The sequence below is a fragment of the Nocardia sp. NPDC055165 genome (genome assembly GCF_053606985.1).
This window is the reverse complement of record NZ_JBSGSS010000016.1, coordinates 1-21,430: the sequence shown is the minus strand read 5'-3', so window position 1 is coordinate 21,430 and position 21,430 is coordinate 1. Positions and strand designations below refer to the sequence as shown.

The window sequence follows — 21,430 nt, the reverse complement described above, 5'->3', positions numbered from 1 at the left end:
CGCCGTCGTTCTCGCGTCCGCGGCGACGGCGGCGCACTACCCTCGAATCCGTGACCAGCGAAACGGCTACTCCCACCGACCTGCTCGATCAGGTCGCCGCCTCCACCGCGCGCTTCGACGCCGCCATCGGCACCCTCACCGATCCGGCGTTGGCCGAACCGTCCCTGTTACCGGGGTGGACGCGCGGTCACGTGCTGGCGCACATGGCACGCAATGCCGACAGCCTGTTGAACCTGCTGCTGTGGGCCCGCACCGGCATCGAGATGCCGCAGTACCCGAGCGTCGCCATTCGTGATGCCGATATCGAGGCAGGCGCACCCCGACCGCTGACCGTGCAGCACGCGGACTTCACCGCCACCGCGCACCGCTGGCAGGCCGTCGCCACCACCATGCCCGCCGCCGACTGGCAGGTCGAGGTCCGCAACCGCCAGGGCGGCACCCTCACCGCCGACCAGATCCCCTGGATGCGCCTGCGCGAGACCGAAATCCACCACGTGGACCTCGACGTCGGCTACACCGCCGCCGATTGGCCTGCCCCCTTCGTCGCACGGCTTCTCCCCGAGACCATCGCGGACCTCTCCGCCAAGCTCCTTCCCGAAGCCACCCCCACGTTCGACATCCAGTCCACCGACACAGATTTCATCGCCACCGTCGGCCCTGGCCGTCCCCACCACACCGTCCTCGGCCCCGCCACCGCCCTCCTCGGCTGGCTCGTCGGCCGTACCTCAGGTAGCGACCTGACCGGCCCCTTACCGCCGCTCCCGGCTTGGAAGTAGTCCCGACAGGGAAACCTCGCGACCTACGAAAGAATCTTCGCTCCAGCACAGTTCGGAGGTTCCGCGTGGTCAGCGAATGCCGATTTTCGGGTCGGTGAAGCGGTTGGTGAAGATCTCGCCCGCTGTCAGCGCCGGTGGGATCGCCGCACCGCCTGCCACCAGGATCGGCCGCAGGTCCTCGAGGTTGCGCTGGGTTCGAGCCTGCTCGTAGGTGCCGAAGGAGCCGTCGGCCTCGTTGGCCAACAGGCCGAGCTCGACGAGCTGCTTCGCGGCGAACTCCGCCTCACCTGCCGGATAGGGAGTGAATGCCGGTGTGCGAGACACGATATCGACGACCTTGGCATTGGCGTCGGCTGGTGCGGAGCCGAAGTCGGCGCCGGCCTGCTGCACGATCGGTACCAACTTGGCCAGACACGGTGCCAGTCCGTCGACTGTGTCGGCGCGCACGGTGAGATTCGAGGCATAGGTGTCGAAGCCGGAGTTCTTGATCAGGTCGTAGGCCACCGGCTTGTTCCAGGCACGGGCCTCGTGCTCGTAGACGTACGGTTCCGCGCTGGCGAAACCCTGCTGGGCGATCGTCGGGTCGGCGACGAAGCGCGCCGGGGCGCCGTCGTATCCGGTATCGATCTGCGACTGTTTCAGCAGGCCCTTGGCCACCAGCCACTGCGGAAAGATCTGCTCCTTCGACACCACAACGGGCGCGTTCGAGCGGCCGATGTCGGCGATCGAACGCCAGTCCGGGTGACTCGCCGGATCCCACATCAGAATGGACGGGCTGTACTTCAGCAGCGGCGTGACAGCGACGACAGACTTGGCGGCACTCGCCGCGATCACCTGCTCGCCGTGCACCACCCCGAGCGTGACGGTGTCGTCGACGTACATGCGCGAGGGGACGGACTGGAAACCGATCGCGGGCCCACCCGCGCGCAGCTGCAACCGCACACCGGTGTCCTTACCGCCTGCCACCAGCGGCCCTTCGACCGACTTGGTCTCCCCGTCCACGCGGTACCCGGGCCCGAGCAGCTGGAACAACCCGCCCTGATCGGATTGCGGCTGCCACTGCAGCTGGATGGTGACCGTGTCCGGGCACACCCCGCGCAGTGTCTGCGCGGGCGCCGCGGGTTCGAGCGCGACAGCGGCGCCACCCTGATCCGGGGAATCGGTGCCGCAACCGGCGACGGCGAGCAGCGCCGCCAACAGCACTGCTCCCGAGGTCGCGGCGCGCCTGCGGTGTCGGTGGTTCTGCATGTCGTCCTCCTCGTCGTCGCGCCCTTCTGCGCGACGACTACATGCAACTTGCGGTCGATTTCCGGACCGTTACGTACTCACTACATGTCTGCTCTTCCATCAGTTCTGTAATGCGGAGGCAATACATGCAATAGACCCTGAAGAGATGACGTCCCCGTTCACCGTCCCCACCATCGACATCACTCCCTTTCTGACCGGCACCGACGATGCCGGTCGCGCGGCGGTCGCCGCCGAAATCGACACCGCTTGCCGCGAGGTCGGCTTCATGCAGATCGTCGGCCATGCCATCCCCGACGAGGTACTCGCCGGACTCACCGACGCGCTCGACGAGTTCTTCGCACTGCCACTCGACATCAAGAAGCGCTACCGGCGCTCGACCTCGGAGAACCGTGGCTACTCGCCGCCGAGGTCGGAATCGCTGAGCCTGAGTCTGGGACTGCCCACGGCGAATCAGATGAACGACTTCTACGAGGCGTTCATCGTCGGCACCCAGTCCACCGACTTCCCCGGCCTCGACCTACCCGCGTCGTCGTATGCCGCCAATAACTGGCCCGAAGCCGCGCCGGGCTTCCGTCCCGCGATCGACACCTACTTCGCCCACGCACAGCGGCTGTCGCGAATCCTGTTGCGCGCCTTCACCGCAGCCCTGCGGCTACCCGCCGACTACTTCGACACCCTCACCGACCATTCCATCGACGCGCTGAAGATGAACAACTACGCCCTGCCAGAAGGCGAACTGCGTCTCGACGGCGACATGACCGGCATGGGCGCACACACCGACTTCGGCATCCTCACCATCCTGTGGGCCGACCGCGTCCCCGGTCTGCAGGTGCTCGACAAACACGGCCACTGGCACAACGTGCAGCCCGCGGAAGGCGCCCTACTGATCAACCTCGGCGACGCGATGGCCCGCTGGACCAACGACCGCTGGATGTCCACCCTCCACCGTGTCGATCCGCCGATCATCGACGGCCACATCCGCCGCCGACGCTCCGCCGCCTTCTTCTTCGACGGCAACCACGACGCGGTGATCCAAGCCCTCCCCGGCACCCTCGCCCCCGGCGAACAGGGCTACCCCCCGATCACCGTCGCCGACAACATCAACGCGAAAGTCGCCGGCCTCAAAGGAATAGCCACCCCCGCACCGACCGCCCGCGAAACCGCCAGAGTCCTGGCAGCGACCAGCCCGGATTGACCAGACCCTCACACGAAAAAAACGACCCCGTATCCACAGATACGGGGTCGATTTCGGTGCGCCCGAAGGGATTCGAACCCCTAACCTCTTGATCCGTAGTCAAGTGCTCTATCCGTTGAGCTACGGGCGCATGGTGGTGCATCTTCAGTTGTTACCCAGCAAGCTGGGTGTGGCGGAGGCGAGAGGATTTGAACCTCCGGTCCCCGTGAAGGGACAACTCATTAGCAGTGAGTCCCATTCGGCCGCTCTGGCACGCCTCCTGGAGCCTTCTCTTTCGAGGGCACCGGTCCTTGTCGAACCGCCGGGAATGAAGATTACACGAGCAGTGGTAGTAGTCCAAAACGCCTGGTCAATCAGCGTAAGTTGCTGTCGAACCAGTCGTAGATACGAGTCTGGGAGTCGATGCGAATGGCGGTGGCCGCCTCGTCTTCGGGATCGGATCGGTCGACACGGTGACTCAGGCCCGGATAAGTGATTGTGAGACTGGCCACATCCGCCTTCGCGGTGGCCTCGCGGAGGCGGTCGACCGCCTCGGGTGGGGTGGCCGGGTCGTCCGCGCCGAAGATCCCGAGCCAAGGGGCCTGGAGGTCGGCGGCGATGTCGATCAGGGCCGCGTTCTGGTCGGGAAGCGGTTCGGAGATGCCGGGGGCGGCCACACTCACCGCGGCGCCGATCGGGCGGGTGGCAGCGACGAGGAAGGCCGCGGTGCCCGCGCTGTCGAAGCCGAGAACGCCGATCGTGTCAGGGAAGACGCCGCGGCCGGTGAGCCAGTCGAAACCGGCGTCGAAGTCGTCGAAGAGTTCGTCACCGAACACCTCGTGTCGCTGCGCGTCGGCGATGCGGTCGAACAGATGCGGCGCGACGACGATCCAGCCCTCGAACGACAGCGCCCGCATCAGATCGAGTAGCTGGGGGGAGAATTCCCGGGATTCGTGCAGGACAACGATGCCACCGCGGGCCACCCGTTCGGGCTCCACCACGGTGATCGGCACGGCAGTGCGCCGCGCGACGGCGGCCGTGTCGGCATCCACCGGCCGCAGGGGGGCGACGTCGTCGTAAGTGCCCGGCATAAACCCAGCGTAGGCGGCAGAACTGCACTTGGGTAGGTCTGGACGGCCGTGCCGCATGTCGCGGCGGCCGATCATCGTAGGGTGGAGGCGTGACCGCGCACATCCGCCCCGACCTCGCCACCATCCCGGCCTACGTTCCCGGCCGTAACCACCCGGATGCGGTGAAGCTCGCGTCCAACGAGACGACCTTCGGTCCGTTGCCGAGCGCGGCCAAGGCGATCGCGGAGTCCGCCGAGCTGGCCAACCGCTATCCGGACAATCAGGTCAGCGAGCTGCGGGCGGCGCTCGCCGAGTTCCTCGAGGTCACCGTGGCGAATGTCGCGGTCGGCTGCGGCAGCGTGGCGCTGTGCCAGGAACTCGTGCAGATCACCTGCGACGCCCCCGCCGACGAGGTGGTGTTCGCGTGGCGTTCGTTCGAGGCGTACCCGATCGTCACGCAGGTGGGCAACGCGACCGCGGTGCGGGTACCGCTGACCGAGGATCACCTGCACGATCTGGACGCGATGGCCGACGCGGTCACCGAGCGCACCAAGCTGATCTTCGTGTGCAACCCGAACAACCCCAGCGGCACCGCGCACGGGCGCGCCGAGCTGGAGCGGTTCCTCGACCGGGTGCCCGCGCACGTTCTCGTCGTGCTCGACGAGGCCTACTACGAGTACCTGCGGCTGACGCCCGAGACCCGCCCCGACGGCGTCGAGATCGGCCGCACCCGGCCGAATGTGGTTGTGCTGCGCACATTCTCGAAGGCCTACGGTCTGGCCGGGCTGCGCGTCGGCTACGCGGTGGGCGATCCCGAGGTGATCGCAGCGCTGCTGAAGGTCCACATTCCGTTCAGCGTGAACCGGATCGCGCAGGCGGCCGCGATCGCCTCGTTGCAGGCGCGTGGCGAACTGCTCGATCGCACCGATGTGCTGGTGGCGCAACGGCATCAGCTGCGCGAGGCGCTACTGGCCGCGGGCTACGAGGTGCCGTCGAGCGAGGCCAATTTCGTCTGGTTGCCGTTGCGCGAGCGCAGTATCGAGTTCGCCGAGGCGAGTGCCCTTGCGGGCGTACTGGTTCGGCCGTTCGCCGGTGACGGTGTGCGGGTGACGGTCGGCGATCCGCACGAGAACGAACAGTTCCTCAGCTTCGCCACCGCACCCGAAACGGCGGCCCGATTCCGTTAGTCCGGCGCACGGTCAGCAACCCTTGACGCGGGTTGCCGTGGGATTACCCCGAATTCGAGCACACCGCCAGCACACCGGTCGTAGGCTTGCCGAAGCTGATTTCGGGTCGACCGATCACCCGGTCGGCGCGCCACCGGTCGAGTGAATGTGTTCTCGGCGGGCAATCTTCCCGCGTCGGAGGGTGCACCCGCACGGCCCCGCACCCTGCTGCCCGACCGGAGATATACCGTGAATCAAGGCTCTCGCCCTGCCGTCTGCGAAAAATCAACCCCCACAGTGACTTTGGCGCCCGATGTCGCTGTCGCCGTGCCGCCGCCGGTCGAGCTGGATCGTCGCCTGCGCGACTGCGACGAGTTCTTCCGCTACCCCGAACTCGGGCACCTGCCCACCCAGCGTCGCCTCGGCGCGCTCGCCGAATTGCGCGATACCGGGACGTATACCCAGACCGCCGAGGAGATCTTGATCGGCGCGAAACTGGCGTGGCGCAACCACGCTCGCTGTGTCGGCCGCAAACATTGGCGATCACTGAAGCTACTCGACGCCCGCCGAGTTACTTCCGCGCGGGAACTTTCCGAGGTGTGCTGGCAACATCTTCGCCTGGCCACCAACGGCGGCGCGATTCAGTCGATGATCACGGTCGGCCCGGCGGCCGAACCCGGCGGCGGCGAGTACCGGATCGAGAGCTCGCAGCTGATCCGCTATGCCGGCTACCGCAACGGCGACGGCACCGTCACCGGTGATCCGGCCAATATCGCGGCCACCGAACAGGCGCTGGAGCTGGGCTGGCGCGGGGCGCGTACGCCGTTCGACGTGCTGCCGGTGCTGATCACCACACCCACCGAGGACGTGCAGTATTTCGACGTTCCGCGCGAATTGGTCCGCGAGGTCGACCTGATCCATCCCGACTACCCGTGGTTCGCCGCACTCGGCCTGAAATGGCACGCGCTGCCCGCCGTTTCGAACATGGATCTGGAGGTGGGCGGTGTTTGCTACCCCTTCGCTCCCTTCAACGGCTGGTACGTCGGCACCGAGATCGGCGCGCGCAACCTCAGCGACACCGATCGCTACAACATGCTGCCGCTGATCGCCGACATGATGGGTCTCGACACCTCGTCGGTGCGGACGCTGTGGCGGGACAAGGCGCTGATCGAGCTCAATCATGCTGTGCTGCACAGCTTTCGCACATCCGGCGTGCACATGGTCGACCACCACACCGTGGCCAAGCAGTTCTGCGATCACGTCCAGCGCGAGGAAGCCGCCGGACGCGCGTGCCCGACCGACTGGAGTTGGGTCAATCCACCCATCTCGTCCGGGCTGACGCCCACCTTCCACCGCTACTACGACGCGCCCGACCTGGACGTTCGACCGAATTTCGTCCGCCGAGACTGAGCTATGGCGGGCTGTTTGACTCGTGACCGACCGGGTATTTGCTGTGACGTAGCCGAATCCGGTCGTGCCGGACGCTACGCCCGATTGATCATCCAACAACCCCCAGCGGAGCCGGCGAACGAGCCCAACATGCCCGCGACCGGCCTCCGTACCAGGTAGGAGGGATCATCATGAGCAAATCGACCCTGGAATCGCTGATCGGCACCACCGCCTACGACGAACGCGGCGACAAGATCGGCAAGGTCAAGCAGATCTACCTCGACAACCAGTCCGGAGCGCCCACCTGGGTTGCCGTCTCGACCGGCTTCTTCAGCCACGACTCGCTGGTTCCGCTGGCCGGCGCCGAACATCTGCCCGACGACGACTCGCTCCGACTGCACGTGAACAAGGAGCTTGTGAAAACGGCGCCCTACCACGACGGGTCCCGGATCAGCGCACAATCGGAACAGGAACTGTTCGAGCACTACCACGTCGATCCACGGGCTTCCGGCTGGAATGCCGAAGGGCGCCCGCGGATTCGACCCGAAGACGACCTGCCGATGACCCATGGCAACCAGTCGCGGACCGTGACCGGCCAGTCCGACACCGCTCGCTACGGTGACGACTCGATGGTGCGCTCGGAAGAGCAGTTGCGCATCGACACCGAGAGCGAAGAGGTCGGCACCGCACGGTTGCACAAGTCGGTGGTCACCGAGGAGCAGACCTTCAAGGTGCCCGTGACGCACGAGGAAGTGCACGTCGAACGCGAGCCGATCACCAACCGCACGGGGCGCACGACCATCGGCGAGGAGGACCGCGAGGTCACCCTGCACGCCGACCAGGTGCACGTCGAGAAGGAAGCCGTCCCGGTGGAGCGTGTACGGCTGGCGGTCGACGAGATCGACGACGAGAAAACGGTCTCCGAAACGGTCCGCAAGGAACGCGTGGAAGCCGAAGGGATCGACGACCGCCGCCGTCAGGAACCCTGACTCCGCGCGTCGACATCCCGCTCGGCCGAACCGGCCACCCACCCGGTGGGTGGCCGGTTCTCGACGGGTTACGCGCGGTCGACGGCGAGCGTAGGGTTCTCGATACGGGCCGAATCGCCCTGGTCCGGCTCGTTTCGACGAGCGAGGGAGCCCCCGATGAGCACCGCATCCAGTTCGGGATTCGATGCCGACGCACTGCGCCGCGGAATCGAAAGCCGTGATGCCGCAACACTGCTGACGCTCTACAGCGACGATGCCGAGATCCGCATGGTCGACCACCGCGACCAACCGAGTCACCCCCGGGTGATGCACGGTCGCTCGGCAATCAGCGCGATGCTCGACGACGTGTGCTCCAGGGAGATGACCCACTCCCTCGACAGCGTCTTGATCGACGGCGACCACATCGCCTTCGTGGAATCGTGCCGATATCCGGACGGCACGCGCGTCCTCGCCCACTCGATGGCGAACCTGCGCGACGGTCGCATAGTCGACCAGACGTCGATCCAGGCGTGGGACGAGGAGTAGTCAGCGGAAATCGGCGACGTGGTCGGCTGCCCATCGACGATAGTCGCGGGCCGGTGACCCGGTGACGTCGTGCACGGTGGAGGTCACCGAGCCCGGTGTGCCGACGAGTCCAGCGAGTCCGCGCAGCACCACGCGCGCGATGTCGGGTGGGAGCCAACCCATTTGCGCCACTGCGTCTTCGGGGCTGATCTCCTCCCAGACCAACGTGCGGCCGAGTGCGGCGCCGATCGCTTCGACCTGGTCGATTCGGCTCAGCGCGGCCGGGCCGGTCAGGTGGTACTTCGCCCCGGCGTGGCCGTCGGTGGTCAGTGCGCGCACGGCGACCGCGGCGATATCCGCCTCGTGCAGCAGGGGCATCGTGGCGGCGCCGTACGCGCCGCGCACGACGTCGCCCGCGCGAATCTGAGGTGCCCATTCGACAGTGTTGGTAGCGAAACCACCGGGCCGCAGGAAGGTCCATTCCAGTGACGACTCGGTGATCGGCTGCTCGATGAGGGCGTGTGCCCGGCCGATCGGGTGGTCCTGCTCATCCAGGTCGTCGCGGACCGAGGCGGAGGAGAGCAGGACGATGCGGCGCGCGTGTGCGGCGATGCGGGCAACGACCCGCTCCGCGATCTCCGCCGACAACATCGGCCAGGTCAGGTAGACCGCGTCGATGCCGTCGAGGGCACTGTCCAAGGTCTCCGGGACTGTCAGGTCGCCCTGCACCACCTCGATACCCGAAGGCAGCGACGCCGCGTGCGGGTCGCGCGCCGATGCCCGCACCCGCGTTCCGCCCGCGGCGAGCTGCGCCGCCACCTGACCACCGACATGACCGGTCGCCCCGATCACCAGAACCCTGCTGATATCCACCATGGGCCAACCGTAGGAAGGGGACTTTCCATTGGAAAGGGCATACCGATAGGTAAGCTCATGACATGGCGGTAGGAGTCCCGGACAGCGACCGGCCCACACTCGGTCAACGTGACGTATTCGACAAAGAGTGTCCGGCCCACGCCATCCTCGGCAAAGTCACCAGTCGCTGGGGCGTCCTGATCCTGGCCGCGCTACTCGACGGCTCGATGCGCTACCACGTCCTGCGTGACCGAATCGGCAGCATCAGCGAGAAGATGCTGTCGCAGAACCTGCGCACCTTCACCGACTACGGCCTGGTCGAGCGCACCGTCGAACCCACTGTGCCCCCACAGGTTTCCTATGCCCTGACCCCGATCGGCCACGAGGCAGCCGAAAAGCTCCACGGCCTGCTGGAATGGGTGAGCACCCGAGCCGAGGAAATCGAAACCTTCCGAACGGGTGGACCCGTGCCAGGACCGAAGCTCCTCGACCGGTCCTGACCTGCGGGCCTTTGGCGGAGACGGAGGGATTTGAACCCCCGATGGTGTTACCCATGCTCGCTTTCAAGGCGAGTGCATTCGGCCGCTCTGCCACGTCTCCCTGGCAAGGATGGTAGCCGACCTGATCCGGCCTTCCGCAAGTCTGGGCGGACCTGGGCCGGGTTGTCTCGCGCCGGCGAGAACTGTCGGCGACATCGGCGCGGGGTTCTGGCTACCGGCGGGGTGTGGGGAGAGGATTGGTGTCATGTACGCGATTGAGCTGAACGGGTTCGGTGGGCCGGAGGTCATGGAGTGGACCGTGACGATCGATCCGGAGCCGGGGCCCGGTGAAGTGTTGGTGGAAGTTGTTGCGGCAGGGGTCAATCGGGCCGATGTGATGCAGCGGAAGGGGTTCTATCCGCCGCCCGCGGATGCGAGTTCGATCCTCGGGTTGGAGTGTTCGGGGACGATCGCGCGGTTGGGGGCGGGGGTGACGGACTGGCAGGTCGGGGATCGGGTGTGCGCGTTGCTCGCCGGGGGTGGGTACGCCCAGTTCGTGGCGGTGCCCGCGACGCAGCTGTTGCCGATTCCGGAGGGGATGGACGCTGTCGCGGCCGCGGGGTTGCCGGAGGTGGCGGCGACCGTGTGGTCGAACCTGGTGATGACGGCGGGGCTGCGATCGGGGCAGCTGGTGTTGATCCACGGCGGCGGTGGCGGGATCGGGACGCACGCGATCCAGGTGGCGCGCGGGCTCGGAGCGCGCGTCGCGGTGACGGCCGGGTCGGACGCGAAGCTGACCAAGTGCGCCGAGCTGGGGGCGGAGATCTTGATCAACTACCGGACCGGCGACTTCGTCGCAACGGTCGCGGATCAGGGCGGGGCCGACGTGATTCTCGACAACATGGGTGCGAAGTACCTGGAACGAAACGTGGAGGCGCTCGCACCCTATGGGCAGCTGGTGGTGATCGGGATGCAAGGGGGCGTCAGCGGAACGCTGAATATCGCCGCACTGCTGCGTAAGTGGGGCACCGTAGCGGCGACCAACGTGCGCGGCCGTCCACGCTCGGGGCCGGGGAGCAAGGCCGAGATCATCGCGGCGGTCCGCGCACAACTGTGGCCGCAGGTGGCCGCAGGCGAGATCGTGCCGGTGATCTCCACCGAGCTGCCGATCACCGAAGCCGCCCGCGCGCACGAACTGCTCGACGACTCGCAGACGTTCGGCAAGGTGATCCTGCGGGTTCGCGACTAACGCACGCTATTCGAGGGCGCTGAGGGCACGGCCGAGCTGGTCGATCTCGTAGCGGGTCGTATAGGGCGCGAGCCCGATCGTCACCGCACCGCCCTCATCGTTCACACCCAGCGCGTCGAGTAGTCGGCTGCCGCCGTGCACACCGCTGACCGTCCCGATCCTGGCATCGGCCAGCTTGGCCGCCACCTTCTCCGCCTGCATCCCGGCCATCGTGAAACTGACCGTCGGGATGCGGGTGGAGGCCCGGCCGATCACGGTGAGGTTGTCGACCTTCTCCAGCACCTGCATGAGGTGATCGAAGAGCTGGTCGTGATAGTCCTGCAGCGAGGTGATCGACATCTCGAGGCGTTCGCGGCGGGTGCCGGAGGCGCGCTCGTCGAGCCCGGCGAGGAAGTCGATCGACTCGGTGAGCCCGGCCAGCAGCGCGTACTGATGCCCGCCCACTTCGAGGCGTTCAGCACCCTTGGCATAGGGGTTGAGCGACATCGAGGGGATGCGATCGAGGAACGCCGGGTCGCGGAAAACCAGTGCGCCCACCTGCGGTCCGCCCCACGACGGCGCGCTCAGCGCGACGACGTCGGCATTGAGTTCGTCGATGTCGATCAGCGCGTACGGCGCCGCGCCGAACGCGTCGGCCACCAGCAGTCCGCCCACGTCGTGGACCCGATCGGCGGCCACCCGGACACCGGGCGCCGACCCGACGATCGGTGACGCGGCGGTGAGCGCCACCAAGCGCGCGGTCGGCCCGATCAGCTCCTCGAACTGCCACGACGGCATCTCGCAGGTCTCGATCTCCACCTCGGCCCAGCGCACGTGCGCGCCGTAGCGGTTGGCGATGCGCAGCCACGGGGCGACGTTGGCCTCGTCGTCCAAACGGGAGAGCACGATGCCGGTACCGAGTCCGAGGCGTGAGCTCAGCGATTCGGCCAGCCAGGCCAGCAGAACCGCACGATCGGGACCGAGGACGACGCCGGCCGGATCTCCACCGACCAGATCGGCGACAGCTTCCCGTGCGGCGTCGAGGATCGCGCCGCTGCGCGATGCCGCACCGTGGCGGCCGATGTGGGAAAACGAAGAGGTGCGGAAACCCGTTGAGACGGCACGAGATACCGAATCGGGAACCAGCATCCCCGCCTGCGGGTCCAGATGGATCCAGCCGTCGCCCAGGGACGGTATCAGGCCCCGAACCCTCGCGACGTCATAAGTCATGGTGGCCACTTTAAGGGCAGGGGGCCTCCCGGGGTAACCGCGTGGGGGTTTTAGCGCGAACCCGGCGCACACGCAATGATGGGGATATGACGCACTCGGAGGATGTCCCCGAATCCATCGTCGTGATCGGTCCCGACGGCCGTCCACTGACCGTGCCCGCCGACGCCGACAACGCGTCCGCGTTCACCGCTCAGGTCGTGCCGGACGACGAGAAGGCCGCGAGCGAGTCGGCGGAGTCGCTGACGGACATGGTCGAGCAGCCCGCCAAGGTGATGCGCATCGGCACGATGATCAAGCAGCTCCTCGAGGAGGTTCGCGCCGCACCGCTGGACGACGCCAGCCGCTCGCGCCTCAAGGAGATCCACAAGTCCTCGGTGCGTGAGCTCGAACAGGGCCTCGCCCCGGAACTGCGCGAGGAACTCGAACGCCTCACCCTCCCGTTCACCGACGACTCGGTGCCCTCGGACGCGGAACTGCGCATCGCTCAGGCTCAGCTCGTCGGCTGGCTGGAGGGCCTGTTCCACGGCATCCAGACCGCGCTGTTCGCCCAGCAGATGGCCGCCCGCGCTCAGCTGGAGCAGATGCGCCAGGGTGCGCTTCCGCCCGGAATGCACGCGGCGGACGCCAAGGCAGGCGGGCATGTGGGCGGCGGCCAGTACCTGTGAACCCCCCGAGTCTCTTGTTCGCGGCCCGCCTCGATCTGGACTGAGTGGAGGGTGCGACGAAGGAGTACCAGGAGGGAGGCGAGATCGAGGCCCCTCGGGGCCGCGACACCCGGCGCCAGCCGGAAAACAACACTGTAAGGTCGGGGACCGTGCCCGCCGCTGCCGCCCGTCCTGAATCGGTCTCCGATGAGGGTGACGTGCGTACCGAAGAGAGCCCCGTGCATTCTGACGACATTCCCGCCGACGCGGCGCTAGCCGAAGTCGCCGCTGCCGAGCACACCACCGATGCGCCGCTGCTGGTGAAGACGCCGATGGTGTCGGATTCGCAGACCTTCGGGCGTGCTTTCAAGGACATGCGCGACGGACTACACCAGCGCGAGCTGTGGTTGTCGCTGGGCTGGCAGGACATCAAGCAGCGCTACCGCCGGTCGGTGCTCGGTCCGTTCTGGATCACCATCGCGACCGGTTTGCAGGCGCTGGCGATGGGCCTGCTGTATTCGACATTGCTGGGCCAGCCACTCAGTGAGTATCTGCCGTATGTGACCGTCGGCCTGATCGTGTGGAACGTCATCAGTGCCTCGATTCTCGAGGGCTCCGATGTGTTCATCGCCAACGAGGGACTGATCAAACAGTTGCCCTCGGCGCTGAGCGTGCACGTGTATCGCCTGGTGTGGCGGCAGTTCCTGTTCTTCATCCACAACGCCGCGATCTACGCGCTGCTGGTGGTGGCGTTCTCGATCTGGCGTGATCTGGATCTGTCGTTCCTGCTGGTGTTCCCCGCGATCCTGCTGCTGTTCCTCAACGCGATGTGGGTGACGATCGTCTTCGGCATCTTCTCCACCCGCTACCGCGATATCGCCCCGATCCTGGGCTCGATGACGCTGATGCTGTTCGTGCTGACGCCGGTGATGTGGTCGACGAAGGCGCTGGAGAACTCGGTCGGCGGGGCGGGCGACCGCGCCAAGCTCCTCGAGATCATCCCCACCTATCACTACCTGGAGATCGTGCGCGCTCCCCTGCTCGGTGAGCCCTCGCAGTGGCATCACTGGGCGATCGTCGGTGCGATCACCGTCGTCGGCTGGGCTGTCGCGATCCTGGCGCTCAAGCAGTACCGTGCCCGCGTCCCGTACTGGGTTTAGGAGCAGTTCTCGATGAGCCGTGTGAGTATCGAAACCCATGAGGCGTGGGTCGAGTTCCCGATCTTCGACGCCAAGTCGCGGTCGCTGAAGAAGGCGTTCCTCGGCAAGGCGGGCGGCGCGATCGGGCGCAACAGCTCCGACGTGGTGGTGGTCGAGGCGCTGCGCGACATCAACCTCTCGCTCAAAGAAGGCGACCGGGTGGGCCTGGTCGGCCACAACGGCGCGGGCAAGTCGACGCTGCTGCGTTTGCTCTCGGGCATCTACGAACCCTCGCGCGGCAGTGCGCGCATCCGCGGCCGGGTGGCGCCGGTGTTCGACCTCGGCGTCGGCATGGACCCGGAGATCTCCGGCTACGAGAACATCATCATCCGCGGCCTGTTCCTCGGGCAGACGCGCAAGCAGATGATGGCCAAGATCGACGAGATCGCCGACTTCACCGAGCTCGGTGAGTACCTGTCGATGCCGCTGCGCACCTACTCCACCGGTATGCGGGTGCGGCTGGCGATGGGTGTGGTCACCTCGATCGACCCCGAGATCCTGCTGCTCGACGAGGGCATCGGCGCGGTCGACGCGGAGTTCATGAAGAAGGCCCGCACGCGGCTGCAATCGCTGGTCGCGCGGTCGGGCATCCTGGTGTTCGCCAGCCACTCCAACGAATTCCTCGCCCAGCTCTGCGATACCGCGATGTGGATCGACCACGGTCAGATCCGCGAACAGGGCGGGATCGAGGACGTTGTGCGAGCGTATGAAGGGCCCGAGGCGGGTAATCACGTGGCACAGGTGTTGCGTGATCTGGAAACCGAGGGCGCACTCGGCGCGGCGGGCGAGAAGAAGCTGGAGCAGAATCAGGTATGAGCGGTCAACGTGACGAGGCTGCCCCGGCTGCCGTGCCGGGTGGGTTCAGCATGACCGACCGTCTCGAGGCGACGCCGGCACCCGTCGAGCCTGCCGCCGTGCTGCCCGGCGACGCGCTGCCCGCGGTGGTGCTGCCCGACGACGCGGAACTGCCCCCCGGTGCCGAACCCGCCGACATCACGACCGAGACCGGCCCGACCGCGCGGATCATCGCGGTGGTCGTCACGCACAAGCGTCGCGAACTGCTCGCCGAGTCGTTGAAAGTGCTCGCCTCGCAGACGCGTCCGGTCGACCATCTGATCGTCGTCGACAACGCCAACGAGGACGCGGTGGCCGAGCTGGTCGCGCAGCAGCCGATCGAGGCGACCTACCTGGGTTCACGCCACAACCTCGGCGGCGCGGGCGGTTTCGCGCTCGGCATGCTGCACGCGCTCACCCAGGGTGCGGATTGGGTGTGGCTGGCCGATGACGACGGCCGCCCGGACGGGCCCGAAGTACTCGCGACCCTGATCGATTGCGCGCGCAGGCACAACCTGGTCGAGGTGTCGCCGGTGGTCTGCGATATCGACGAGCCGGACCGGCTCGCGTTCCCGCTGCGCCGCGGCGTGGTGTGGCGACGGCTGCGTTCGGAGCTCGGCGACGAGGACTTCCTGCCCGGCATCGCGTCGCTGTTCAACGGCGCGCTGATCTCGGCGAAGGCCGTCGACCTGATCGGCGTGCCCGATCTGCGGCTGTTCGTGCGTGGCGACGAGGTGGAGGTGCATCGCCGCCTGGTCCGCTCCGGGCTGCCGTTCGGCACCTGCTTGCAGACCGCCTACCTGCATCCCAACGGCGCCGAGGAATTCAAGCCGATCCTGGGCGGGCGAATGCACACCCAGTACCCGGACGATCCGGTGAAGCGCTACTTCACCTACCGCAATCGCGGTTACCTGATGTCGCAGCCCGGTATGCGGAAGCTGTTGCCGCAGGAGTGGATCCGATTCTCCTGGTTCTTCCTGGTGACCCGCCGCGACCCGGCCGGCCTCAAGGAATGGTTCCGGCTGCGGTCGCTGGGCCGCAACGAGCACTTCGGTAAACCCGACTAGCCCCCGAAACTAGGGGGTAGTTCCCTCTGGCAACAATCTGCCGTTCGGTCTTACGATGCGAACCGTGACCTTCGCAAAGAGTTTCGCATCCGCCGCGGCGACCGTGCTCGCCGGCGCCGCGCTCTGTCTCGCCGCCCCCGGCACCGCCCAGGCGGACGACCAGTGCCAGCTCGGCTGGTCCAATGTCGGCCCGCGCTCCTGCGTGATGAACGAAGTCAGGACCGCGCCGGTGGCTACCCTGGGCAACGGCGTCTGCGTCGGCATCCTGAACGTGGCGGGCACCGCGTTCGACGGACCGCTCAATTCTCCGAGCGTGGCGCCCGGCGCCACCCACAGCATCGCCCTGCGCGTCTCGCAGGGCTTCTCCCCACTCGGCAACTGGGCGCCCACCGTGCTGGCATGCGATGTGAACGTTGTCGTCGACTGGAAGAACCTGGACAGCGGCGCCACCGGCTCGGTGACCCGCTTCATCCCGGCCACCAGCACCAGCACCTACCCGGTCCAGGACGTGATCGCGAACACCGGCCCCGGTCGAGTCCAGGTCACGGTCCGCACCGACAAGCCCAACATCCCCCAGTCGACCGAAGTATTCGTGCCGTAGCCCCGAACGCCTACCTGCGGGACCGCAGGCGTGCCGTCATCGGGCCGCGCAACAGCGCGAGTTCGCCCCTGTGACGACGGCGCAGGACCGCGCACGGAAAATGAGTTGCCGGGTGTCGGCGTGGTCGGGCACAGTGGTGTTCGAACGTTGGAGAGGAGGTGGATGTCCGTGAGTACACACGTGTGGATTGCCGTGGCCGGGCGGCGCGATTGTGCGCCTGCCCAGGTTGCTCCGGACATCACCTCTACTCGCTGAACCCGTCGTTCGGGTTCGGCACCCGACGAAGGATTCCTTACGATGGTCGACTACGACCTGCTCGTCCCTTACGGCTGGACCGAAACCGTAGCTTCTGAATATCTGCCGCTGCTCGGCGATCTCGCACCCGCTCGCATAGTGCGGATGGACCGCAGCGAATGCGATGTGGTGACCCCGCACGGCCCGGCGCGAGCCGCCTGCCCGCGCGACATCACCGGACTGTGCACCGGCGACTGGGTCGGACTCGATGCCGAAGGCACTGTGCGGCAACTGCTCCCCCGGCGCTCGGCGATCATGCGATCGTCGGTGTCGGGGCGCTCGGTGGCCCAGGTGCTGGCCACCAATGTGGATACCGTGCTGATCTGCTCTGCCGCCGATGGTGACGTCGACCTGGGGCGGATCGAACGGATGCTCGCCCTCGCGTGGGAGAGCAATGCCCAGCCGGTCGTCGTGCTCACCAAAGCCGATGCGGCGGAATATCTTCCGCTCGACGAGGTACGTGCGGTGGCGCCCGGTGCGACCGTGGTGGCGGTGAGCGCCGCCGCCGCGGTCGGTCTCGAGGTGCTCACCGCGGTGCTCAACGGCACCGTCGCCCTGATCGGGCCGTCCGGTGCGGGCAAGTCCACCCTCGCCAACGCACTGCTGGGTGCGGACGTGTTCGCCACCAACGCGGTTCGCGCGGTGGACGGCAAAGGCCGCCACACCACGGTGCACCGTGAGCTGCGGCCACTGCCCGGCGGCGGCACGCTCATCGACACCCCCGGCCTGCGCGGCATCGGGCTCTACGACGCCGCGGAAGGCATCGGCAAGACCTTCAGCGACATCGAATCCCTCGCTGCCGATTGCCGTTTCGCCGACTGCGTCCACGAGACCGAACCCGGCTGCGCGGTTCAGGCCGGACTAGCCGATGGCACCATCACCGAACGCAGGCTGACCAGCTATCGCAAACTCGCGAGAGAGAACGACTGGATGGCGGCCCGCACCGACAAACGCCTGGCCGCCGAACGCGAACGAGTCTGGCGCGACATCAGCAAACAGCAGCGGAAGAACTACCGCGAACGCGGCCGCCGCTGAGCCGGAGTAGTTGATCATCAGGCACTCACGCGAACACCGGCCGAGAGCCGAACTGCGTCAGTGCCTGATGATCTCGCTAATCCTGTTCGAAGGTGACGTGTGCGCAATGGGACACGGTGGCCTCGGCCAGATCGATGATGTAGTCGATGGTGCCCGAGTCGGAGCCGAAATGATTGCCGGCGTAGTAGGAGTAATTCACCATGAGCCGGCCGTCGTCCATGGCCACCGCGAGCGCGGGACGGTTCTCCGCTCGTGACCAGCTGTGGTCGATCTCCAGCCCGCCCACCGTGCGCAACTCGCTCCCTGACAGAGCCAGCGTCCAGCGGTTCTCCGGGCCGTGACCGAGATATTCCTTGACATAGATCGTCCGGAATCGCGCGGTGATCACCCGGCCGTCCGGCAGCAGGATGAACGGAACCTCGCCCTCGGCGTACAGGTGGCCGGGTTCGGGATCGTCGTGGAGTTCGGTGTGCCACAGGTCGTCGAGTCGTGGTGCGGGCCAGCCTTTTTCCTCGGCCTCGGCACGCAGCGACGACCAGTGCCCGGCTCGGGCCCGCTCGTAGGCGAAGTCGATGACGTGGGAGCCGATGTAGCACTCCACGGTCGTGAACACATCCGGGTCTGCCTGGTTCGGCGCGCTCACCGTTACTTCCGCGGCGCTCGCTGCCTCGTGGACGGCGGCGAGCAGGGCCGCGCCCGCACCTGCGCCGCGAGAGGACTCCGTGATCAAAAATTCCGAGATCCGTAGCTCACCCGCCGACCACTTGCTCGGCTGGAACAGGTCGTAAGTCGCGAAACCGATCGGTGTTTCGTCTTCGACGATCAGCAGTGGTGCCGGTCGCCAGGCGGAGTAGTCGTTCTGGGTGAGCCGCCGTGTGCGGCGCACGATGTCGGCCGGACGGTGCACCTCGAAATGCGCGTGCAATTCGGCTTGCAGCCCGGCGGCCGCCTCCGCGTCGGACGCGGAGGCGGGCCGGACGAAACGCGTCACGGGTCAGCTCGGGTCGATGCCGTACAGCCGCGCCCAGTTCTCCCGACTCGTGAGTTCCGGTACGGCCCTGCGATATTCGGCCTGCAGCGCCGGGAGTTCCTTACGGAGCTTGCGCAAGGTGCGGTAGGCGCGGATCAGCAACGCGCGCGCACGAGCCTTGTCCCGGCGACGTACCCGCACGCCGGACTGGGAAGCGTCGGTGACCACCACGTGCTCGAACAGGCCGATGTGCCACCAGTGCGCGTCCTCGCGGGTGACGCCGATCAGACCGGGCTGGGTGCGGCCGGTCCACTGGGTGATCGCGCGCTTGATCAGCACCAGGGTGACGCGGCTCGGTTCGCCGCTGGCCCGGCGAACCGAGATGTCGGCGGAGTTCACCGGCGGAGTGGCCGCGGGGTGCTTGATCGTCTCGGGGTAGTCGTTGCGGGTGCTGCGGGCGGCGGCCAGCGCGTCGATACCGCCGTCGCGCAACGCCTTCGGACCCTTCAGGAAGTCCTCGATGCCCTGCAGCGTGGTGTGCACCAGGCCGTACTGCATGCCGACGAGGTGCTCGGCGATGTAGCGGAAGAACTCGCGCGTGATCGCCTTGCCGTCGAGATCGGTGTGCAGGGCGCCGACGATGAGCGAGTTACGGGTGGAGAAGTACCGCGCCCAGTCGTCGTAGTCCTTCCAGTAGAAGTCGGCGTGCCAGACGGCGGCGTTGGGCAGCGTGACGGTGACGAAACCGTGCTCGCGCGCGCGGATGCCGTACTCGACGTCGTCCCACTGGAAGAAGATCGGCACCGGCAGCCCGATCTTCGACACCACCTCGGCCGGGATCAGGCAGGTCCACCAGGCGTTGTAGCCCGCGTCGACCCGGCGCTCCTGGTTCTTCTTGAGCATGGAGGTGTTGCGCAGCGCCTTGGGCACCTTCTGGCCGTGCTTGAGCTCGTGCAGGTGCACCTCCTCCGCGCCGACATTGAGATAGTCGGGGTTGAGCAGGAACAGCATCTGCGCGCCGACCAGGGTCGGTTCGACGGTGAGGTTGGCGAACGCCTGCAGGCGCAGCACGGTTTCGGGCTCGCAGAGGATGTCGTCGTCCATCAGGATGACGTCGGCGTGCTCGTTGGCCGCCGACACCTCGTAGAGGCCACGGGTGAAGCCGCCCGCGCCGCCGAGGTTGGGCTGGCGGATGTAGCGCAGTTTGTCACCGAAATCAGGACGGACCTGCTGGAACAGCGGGCGGTCCTCGACCAGGTCGGTGCCCTGGTCGACGACGTACACCGCGTCGATCGCGGCCAGCACGGTCGCGTCCGAGGCCAGCGCGGCGACGGTGTGCGCGCAGTCCTCGGCCCGGTTGAAGGTGCAGATGGCGATGGCGACCGGGCGCACCTTCTCGGGCGCCTGCGCGGTCCAGGCGAGTTCGGTGATGTCGAGTTCGCCCCCGACGGCGTCGAACTCGAGCCACAACGCGCCGCCGTCGACGTACTGATCCAGCGGTGCCGTCAGCGAGACGACCCCGCTGCTCGTTGCCACCAGCGAGGCGATGATCCGGCGGTGCCCGGCGATATCGGAGGCGACCAGCCGCACATTCGCTTTGTTGCCGACCACCAGATGCGCACCCACCGACACCTCGGTGACGGTGGTCCAGCGCTGCCAGTAACTGGCAGCCAACCGGCCGAAGTAGGTGTTGGTGTGTGCGGTCGCGCCCTTGGGCAGGTGCAGCGAGTGCCGTTCCCGGACCGCGGCACCCCCCTTGACGACGGCGTAGAGGTCGTCGTTCACCCGCGCCGACGGCCCGGTGAAGATGCCTCGGGCCAGCACGAGCCGCTCGGGCGCTGAGTGTTCACCCCGCAGCGATGCGGGCGCGGCCTCGCGCCGATCGTTCGATTCGGTCACGGCTTTGGTAGCCGACTGCTCCATGAAGTCCTCGAAATTCTCGGTATCGACTGCGCCGGCGCAGGCAGTCACGTAAAGAAGGGCGTCGCGGCGGGCGGGGCGAGGATATCAATCACACGCCACCCGCGCGTTGTCAGTGAGGAGTTGCCGCACTCCGCGCGTGTTGCTCATCGCTTGCCGATGAGCCGGTGAAAACGAATTTGCTGTAGGCCCAATAGCGGAATACGACCGCCATCGTCTGCCCGACCACAGTGGCGGAAATGTTGTCCGCCAGCGGTGACGACAGATCGAGCACATATCGGGAAAAGCCGAGGCAGCCGAGTTGCAGGAGGATCGCTACGACATTGACGATCGCGTACAGAACATATTCCCGAACAGGGCTGCCGGACTTGCGGTGCGAGTAGGTCCACCACTTGTTGCCGAAGTAGGTGACCACCGTCGCCACCACGATCGCGATGATCTTGGCGACCAGCGGCGAGTGATAGAGCACACCTTCGGAGAAGGAGAAACCCCCACCCCAGAACACCAAAAGGTTGTAGGTCCCCGCGTCGACCAGAAACCCGATCGCCCCGACAACAAGAAACGCCGCACCCTGCCGCAAACCCGCTATCACCTTCGATACGAGGGGAACAGCAGGCGGTTCAACTGATTGCGACACGCCATGACGGTAGCCAACCAACACCCCGACCCCTAGGGAGGGTCGGCCACGCAGTGGCCGATCCGCGGCCGGGTCGCCGGTTGGACGCCGTTGCGTAGGCGACGAAGGAGCAAGCAACCTG

21 protein-coding genes and 3 tRNA genes are annotated in these 21,430 nt (G+C 66.9%); 14 read left to right on the top strand and 10 right to left on the bottom strand.

Features of this window, described 5'->3' with window-relative positions; translation table 11 throughout:
* Positions 1-50: 50 nt before the first annotated feature.
* Entirely contained in the window at positions 51-776 is a 726-nt protein-coding gene (locus tag ACWFRF_RS27585) for a maleylpyruvate isomerase family mycothiol-dependent enzyme (protein ID WP_379312398.1), read from the top strand.
* Between the two features lie 69 nt (positions 777-845).
* On the opposite strand, the gene ACWFRF_RS27580 is transcribed toward ACWFRF_RS27585, so the two are convergent.
* Positions 846-2,024, bottom strand: a complete 1,179-nt coding sequence (locus ACWFRF_RS27580) for a nitrate ABC transporter substrate-binding protein (RefSeq protein ID WP_379312397.1) — start codon at positions 2,022-2,024, stop codon at positions 846-848.
* Between the two features lie 145 nt (positions 2,025-2,169).
* On the opposite strand from ACWFRF_RS27580, the gene ACWFRF_RS27575 reads away from it, so the two are divergent.
* On the top strand, positions 2,170-3,219 hold the full coding sequence (locus tag ACWFRF_RS27575; protein WP_379312396.1) for an isopenicillin N synthase family dioxygenase: 1,050 nt from the start codon (positions 2,170-2,172) through the stop codon (positions 3,217-3,219).
* 57 nt (positions 3,220-3,276) lie between these two features.
* Here ACWFRF_RS27575 and ACWFRF_RS27570 read toward each other — a convergent pair.
* From ACWFRF_RS27570 to ACWFRF_RS27560, 3 genes are all read right to left on the bottom strand, one after another.
* A tRNA-Arg gene (locus ACWFRF_RS27570) sits at positions 3,277-3,349 on the bottom strand.
* 40 nt (positions 3,350-3,389) lie between these two features.
* Positions 3,390-3,479, bottom strand: a tRNA-Ser gene (locus ACWFRF_RS27565).
* 93 nt (positions 3,480-3,572) lie between these two features.
* On the bottom strand, positions 3,573-4,289 hold the full coding sequence (locus tag ACWFRF_RS27560; RefSeq protein ID WP_378996824.1) for a dienelactone hydrolase family protein: 717 nt from the start codon (positions 4,287-4,289) through the stop codon (positions 3,573-3,575).
* Between the two features lie 89 nt (positions 4,290-4,378).
* Between ACWFRF_RS27560 and hisC the strand changes: the two genes are divergently transcribed.
* The 4 genes from hisC (at position 4,379) to ACWFRF_RS27540 (ending at position 8,337) form a co-directional block, all read left to right on the top strand.
* The gene (gene hisC, locus ACWFRF_RS27555; RefSeq protein WP_452452974.1) at positions 4,379-5,455 is read left to right on the top strand and encodes a histidinol-phosphate transaminase; all 1,077 of its coding nucleotides are present in this window, start codon (positions 4,379-4,381) and stop codon (positions 5,453-5,455) included.
* Between the two features lie 276 nt (positions 5,456-5,731).
* Positions 5,732-6,844 carry a nitric oxide synthase oxygenase gene (locus ACWFRF_RS27550; protein WP_452452973.1) on the top strand — a complete coding sequence of 371 codons (1,113 nt, stop codon included), beginning with the start codon at positions 5,732-5,734 and terminating at the stop codon, positions 6,842-6,844.
* 170 nt (positions 6,845-7,014) lie between these two features.
* Positions 7,015-7,812 carry a DUF2382 domain-containing protein gene (locus ACWFRF_RS27545; protein WP_452452972.1) on the top strand — a complete coding sequence of 266 codons (798 nt, stop codon included), beginning with the start codon at positions 7,015-7,017 and terminating at the stop codon, positions 7,810-7,812.
* A 156-nt stretch (positions 7,813-7,968) separates the two neighbouring features.
* Positions 7,969-8,337: a nuclear transport factor 2 family protein gene (locus ACWFRF_RS27540; RefSeq protein WP_449969988.1), complete on the top strand. Its 369-nt coding sequence runs from the start codon at positions 7,969-7,971 to the stop codon at positions 8,335-8,337.
* On the opposite strand, the gene ACWFRF_RS27535 is transcribed toward ACWFRF_RS27540, so the two are convergent.
* A complete protein-coding gene (locus tag ACWFRF_RS27535; protein WP_452452970.1) occupies positions 8,338-9,192 on the bottom strand; it encodes an NAD(P)H-binding protein in 855 nt (284 codons plus the stop codon).
* A 62-nt stretch (positions 9,193-9,254) separates the two neighbouring features.
* Between ACWFRF_RS27535 and ACWFRF_RS27530 the strand changes: the two genes are divergently transcribed.
* A complete protein-coding gene (locus tag ACWFRF_RS27530) occupies positions 9,255-9,671 on the top strand; it encodes a winged helix-turn-helix transcriptional regulator (protein ID WP_378996810.1) in 417 nt (138 codons plus the stop codon).
* Between the two features lie 12 nt (positions 9,672-9,683).
* Here ACWFRF_RS27530 and ACWFRF_RS27525 read toward each other — a convergent pair.
* Positions 9,684-9,771, bottom strand: a tRNA-Ser gene (locus ACWFRF_RS27525).
* 144 nt (positions 9,772-9,915) lie between these two features.
* On the opposite strand from ACWFRF_RS27525, the gene ACWFRF_RS27520 reads away from it, so the two are divergent.
* Positions 9,916-10,899 carry an NAD(P)H-quinone oxidoreductase gene (locus tag ACWFRF_RS27520; protein ID WP_379316834.1) on the top strand — a complete coding sequence of 328 codons (984 nt, stop codon included), beginning with the start codon at positions 9,916-9,918 and terminating at the stop codon, positions 10,897-10,899.
* Positions 10,900-10,905: 6 nt separating this feature from the next.
* Here ACWFRF_RS27520 and ACWFRF_RS27515 read toward each other — a convergent pair whose 3' ends face one another.
* A complete protein-coding gene (locus ACWFRF_RS27515) occupies positions 10,906-12,108 on the bottom strand; it encodes a cysteine desulfurase-like protein (protein ID WP_378660816.1) in 1,203 nt (400 codons plus the stop codon).
* Between the two features lie 86 nt (positions 12,109-12,194).
* On the opposite strand from ACWFRF_RS27515, the gene ACWFRF_RS27510 reads away from it, so the two are divergent.
* From ACWFRF_RS27510 to rsgA, 6 genes are all read left to right on the top strand, one after another.
* Entirely contained in the window at positions 12,195-12,773 is a 579-nt protein-coding gene (locus ACWFRF_RS27510) for a bacterial proteasome activator family protein (protein ID WP_328658496.1), read from the top strand.
* A gap of 311 nt (positions 12,774-13,084) precedes the next feature.
* On the top strand, positions 13,085-13,912 hold the full coding sequence (gene wzm, locus ACWFRF_RS27505) for a galactan export ABC transporter permease subunit Wzm/RfbD (protein ID WP_379317561.1): 828 nt from the start codon (positions 13,085-13,087) through the stop codon (positions 13,910-13,912).
* A 12-nt stretch (positions 13,913-13,924) separates the two neighbouring features.
* Positions 13,925-14,767 (top strand): galactan export ABC transporter ATP-binding subunit Wzt/RfbE, encoded by an 843-nt coding sequence (wzt, locus tag ACWFRF_RS27500; protein WP_378996804.1) that lies wholly within the window; start codon positions 13,925-13,927, stop codon positions 14,765-14,767.
* Positions 14,764-15,852 carry a galactofuranosyltransferase GlfT1 gene (gene glfT1 / locus ACWFRF_RS27495; RefSeq protein WP_378996802.1) on the top strand — a complete coding sequence of 363 codons (1,089 nt, stop codon included), beginning with the start codon at positions 14,764-14,766 and terminating at the stop codon, positions 15,850-15,852. The genes wzt and glfT1 overlap by 4 nt, the downstream gene beginning before the upstream one ends.
* Before the next feature lie 64 nt (positions 15,853-15,916).
* Entirely contained in the window at positions 15,917-16,453 is a 537-nt protein-coding gene (locus ACWFRF_RS27490; RefSeq protein WP_379314408.1) for a hypothetical protein, read from the top strand.
* Between the two features lie 297 nt (positions 16,454-16,750).
* A complete protein-coding gene (gene rsgA, locus ACWFRF_RS27485; RefSeq protein ID WP_452452966.1) occupies positions 16,751-17,782 on the top strand; it encodes a ribosome small subunit-dependent GTPase A in 1,032 nt (343 codons plus the stop codon).
* 76 nt (positions 17,783-17,858) lie between these two features.
* Here the strand turns inward: rsgA and ACWFRF_RS27480 are convergent, their stop codons facing one another.
* The 3 genes from ACWFRF_RS27480 to ACWFRF_RS27470 all read right to left on the bottom strand — a co-directional run bounded on the left by ACWFRF_RS27480 (position 17,859) and on the right by ACWFRF_RS27470 (position 21,333).
* Positions 17,859-18,773 carry a GNAT family N-acetyltransferase gene (locus ACWFRF_RS27480; RefSeq protein WP_452452964.1) on the bottom strand — a complete coding sequence of 305 codons (915 nt, stop codon included), beginning with the start codon at positions 18,771-18,773 and terminating at the stop codon, positions 17,859-17,861.
* Between the two features lie 3 nt (positions 18,774-18,776).
* Entirely contained in the window at positions 18,777-20,675 is a 1,899-nt protein-coding gene (locus ACWFRF_RS27475; RefSeq protein ID WP_379314411.1) for a glycosyltransferase, read from the bottom strand.
* Between the two features lie 109 nt (positions 20,676-20,784).
* Positions 20,785-21,333 carry a GtrA family protein gene (locus ACWFRF_RS27470; RefSeq protein WP_378996790.1) on the bottom strand — a complete coding sequence of 183 codons (549 nt, stop codon included), beginning with the start codon at positions 21,331-21,333 and terminating at the stop codon, positions 20,785-20,787.
* Positions 21,334-21,430: the final 97 nt, after the last annotated feature.